Source organism: Thermostichus sp. MS-CIW-37 (assembly GCF_054060065.1).
Window position 1 is genome coordinate 1 of record NZ_JBSSCV010000057.1, and the last position, 3,294, is coordinate 3,294.

The 3,294-nt window shown below is 57.7% G+C and carries 3 protein-coding genes and 2 pseudogenes; 2 read left to right on the top strand and 3 right to left on the bottom strand.

Features of this window, described 5'->3' with window-relative positions:
- Both ACVWYZ_RS14175 and ACVWYZ_RS14180 read left to right on the top strand, forming a co-directional pair.
- A pseudogene (locus ACVWYZ_RS14175) lies at positions 1–78 on the top strand (IS5-like element ISSoc13 family transposase); the annotation flags it as partial.
- A 16-nt stretch (positions 79–94) separates the two neighbouring features.
- Positions 95–562 (top strand): annotated as a pseudogene (locus tag ACVWYZ_RS14180) (RNA-guided endonuclease InsQ/TnpB family protein); the annotation flags it as partial.
- Between the two features lie 13 nt (positions 563–575).
- Here the strand turns inward: ACVWYZ_RS14180 and ACVWYZ_RS14185 are convergent.
- The 3 genes from ACVWYZ_RS14185 to ACVWYZ_RS14195 form a co-directional block, all read right to left on the bottom strand.
- Positions 576–1,706, bottom strand: a complete 1,131-nt coding sequence (locus ACVWYZ_RS14185) for an aromatic ring-hydroxylating oxygenase subunit alpha (RefSeq protein WP_457467414.1) — start codon at positions 1,704–1,706, stop codon at positions 576–578.
- 226 nt (positions 1,707–1,932) lie between these two features.
- Positions 1,933–2,886 (bottom strand): GTPase Era, encoded by a 954-nt coding sequence (gene era, locus ACVWYZ_RS14190; protein WP_457467415.1) that lies wholly within the window; start codon positions 2,884–2,886, stop codon positions 1,933–1,935.
- A 244-nt stretch (positions 2,887–3,130) separates the two neighbouring features.
- Positions 3,131–3,294, bottom strand: a 164-nt coding sequence (locus ACVWYZ_RS14195; RefSeq protein ID WP_457467416.1) for a zinc ribbon domain-containing protein, incomplete at its 5' end; no start/stop codon positions are given.

Sequence of the window (3,294 nt, forward strand, 5' to 3'; positions counted from 1 at the left end):
TTTTCTCGTTTTGACAAATTGGCCAGGAACTTCTTGAGTTTTCTCTATCTCGTCAGTGCTCTCTTTTGGCTCAAATGAAAGATCAACACAACCTAAGGCACACCTCAAGGTGGCCAATCAGCGTAAAGATTTCCACTACAAAGTAGCCAAGAAGCTGGTAAGCAAAGGGAAGCATATTGCGTATGAGGCGCTCAACACCAAAGGCATTGCTAGAACCCGACTAGCGAAGTCTATCTATGATGCAGGGTGGGGGCAATTCCTGCAAATTCTCGCAGTCAAGGCTGAAAGAGCTGGGCTGAGGGCGATTGCAGTGGATCCAAGCGGCACAAGCCAAAACTGTTCTCAGTGTGGTCAGAAAGTACCGAAAACCATTCGAGACAGATGGCACTCTTGCCCGCATTGTGGGCTAGAGCTGAGCCGAGACCACAACGCGGCGATAAACATCAAATACAGAGCGGTGGGGCATCCCGTTCTCAAAGCTCAGGAAATGTCCTTTACAGGAGTCACTGAGAAGCCCGCACTCTCTCGCTTTAGCGGCGCGGAGCGCTTTGCGTCAGCATGAGTGCGGGAGCATGTCACCAGCTTTGTTCTTCCAACTCCTGCATCTGCCGGCGGTATTCCCGCCCAAAGGCTTGCAGCAACCCTTCTGCATGGGAAAGAGGCCCTGCTTCATAGGCACGGGATCCCACCCCTTGCTGGGTGAGCTCGCACAGGTGCCAGTCCTGTCGGTTGGTGCGATCCCACAATTCCACCACCTCGCTGGGATCAAAACCATCCAGCGCCAAGGTCTCCGGCTCAAACAGCCAATCGCAGACAACCCGCGTCCGGTCGGATCCCTGGGGCCACAGAGTGTGGGTCATGACATAGTCCGGCTGCAGGCTCAAGAATAGATTGGGCATAAGGGTGTAGTAGTAGGCCCGCCGTTGGTTCTCGCCTCGCACGGTGGAGATCAGGGGCAAGCTGCGCTGGCCACTCATGTTTAGGCTGGTCACATCTGGATTGAGCAACATGTAGCCGCCCAAAAAGGGGCCTTCCATCAAGTCGTTGCGACCACTGCGAGCCGGCGAAAGGCGGGCCAATTCTGGGTGAATGAGCGGGCAGTGGTAGCACTCAGAGTAGTTTTCAAACAGCAATTTCCAATTGGCTTGAACGTGGTATTCAATACGATGGCCTCGCCGCAGAGCGGACAGGTTCCACTCTCGGAAACGACCTTGCAATGGGGCAAAAACCTCATCGAAGGGCTGAGGATGGCGGCTGAGGTTGACCCAGACGAAGCCTTCCCATTCTGCCAAGGCAGCGGAGTGGAGGGGATAATCTTCACGGCGAAAGTCTTCCACCTCGTGCATCTGGGGAGCCGCCAACAATTGTCCATCCAGCCCATAGCGCCAGGCGTGGTAGGGGCAAGGGATCCCATCGGCAAAATGGCCTTGGAGCTCGCTGCAGAGTCGGGTTCCTCGATGGCGACAGTGGTTGAAGAAGGCATGGGCTTGCCCCTTGGGATCCCGTACCAGGATCAGGCTTTCTCTGAGCACCTGCACCTGCAAAAAGTCTCCGGGTTGGGCCAGATCGGCACTGCGCCCCACGCAGAACCACTGCCGATAAAAAATCTGCTCAATCTCCGCCTCAAAGCGGCTGGAAGAAACATAGTAGTGGCCAGGCAGGGTGCGGGCGCCGGGTTGAACCGTAGCGGGATAGAAAGCGGTCATGGGGCAAAGCAGCGATAAGAAAAACTGCTGTGGGACTCCAGAGGCTTTGCTATCCAAGCTAACGCAGGGATCCCAGTCAGTATCTGTTCTAAGCAGGTCTAGGGCATTTTTGCAGCATTCCCCCCAGGCACGCCGTGCTGCTTGCGCGAATACCCCAGTCTCCTACCCACAAGGGGAGAGGGGGGCATAAGAACTCCGTCCTGCTGACGCAAATGGCTTATTCCCGCTAGGGGGACGTAGCGCTATAGCCCAAGTCGCGCAGAAGGTGCTCAGAGCGCCGCCAGTGGGGCCGCACCTTGACAAACAGCTCCAGGTACACCTTGCCCAGGATCAGCTTTTGAATCTGCAGGCGGGCTGCCTGGCCGATCCGCTTGAGCCTTTCCCCCCCTTTGCCAATGAGGATCCCCTTTTGGGAGTCCCGCTCCACATAGAGGGTGGCCAGGATGCGGGTGACGTTGGGGGTTTCTTCCACCTGGTCGATGGTCACGGCCACCGAATGGGGCACTTCCTCGCGGGTCTGCAGCAGCACCTGTTCTCGGATCAGCTCCGCCATGATGAACCGCTCCGGCTGATCCGTCACCAGATCCGGCGGGTAGTAGTAGGGGCCGGTGGGCAGCAGATCGATGGTGGCTTGGATCAGGGGTGTCAAACTGCTGGGATCCAAGGCAGACACCCAAACGACAGGAGCGCCGGGGCGCAGGGCTTGGTAGCTCTCCTGGTGAGCTTGGCGCACGGCAACATCCCGAGGCAGCAGATCCGCTTTGTTGCAGACGATCAGGCAGGGGGAAGCGGCAGGGATCCGCTCGGCAATAAAAGCATCCCCCCGTCCTGCCGGCACCGATCCATCCACCACGAAGAGGATCACATCCACAGCGGCAATGGCTGCCTGGGCGTTGTGTACCAAAATTTCCCCCAGGCGGTGGTGGGGCTTGTGAATGCCAGGGGTATCCACCCAGATGATCTGGGCTTCCGGCAGAGAGAGGATCCCCTGTAGGCGGTTGCGGGTGGTCTGGGCCACGGGAGAAGTAATGGCGACCTTTTGTCCCACCAGGGCATTGAGCAGGGTGGATTTGCCCACATTGGGCCGCCCGATCAGCGCTGCAAATCCCGACTTAAACCCCGGCGGGGCAACCGGGATGGCAGACAGTTCCCCGCCCCCGCTGCTGATAGGATCGGGCACCGATTCCGCTTGTGCTTCAGAAGCCGAGGACTCCGTCCGAGCGGCGTGAACGGATCTTTGTCCTTCAGGGGAGGGATCCCTACCGTCTGGAGGAGAGTGGGAAGATCCGACGCTTTGCTCTTGTAGCTCTTCTTCTGCCATAGCCTTCAGTAAACCACCCGCACTCATGCTGACATATAGAGAGCGAGCTTTCGGTAGCCCTGTAGTTGGCAAGCCAATCACGTTCGCGAAGCCAGCCGTAGGCTTAGCCTCTGGGCTGGTTTACAGCAGCCCCCAAAAGTGCAATCATATTTGCCCCATTCAAGTCCGCATCCCCTTCCCATCCACAATGCTCACACTCAAACTTCTTCCCACTGCGATAGGATCGCGCAGGGTCGGGATGGATGTGCAGACACCGGTGGCAAGTTT

Bases quoted from the DNA above. Each gene is read 5' to 3' on its own strand.
- ACVWYZ_RS14185 (WP_457467414.1), bottom strand. From the start codon at position 1,706: ATGACCGCTTTCTATCCCGCTACGGTTCAACCCGGCGCCCGCACCCTG.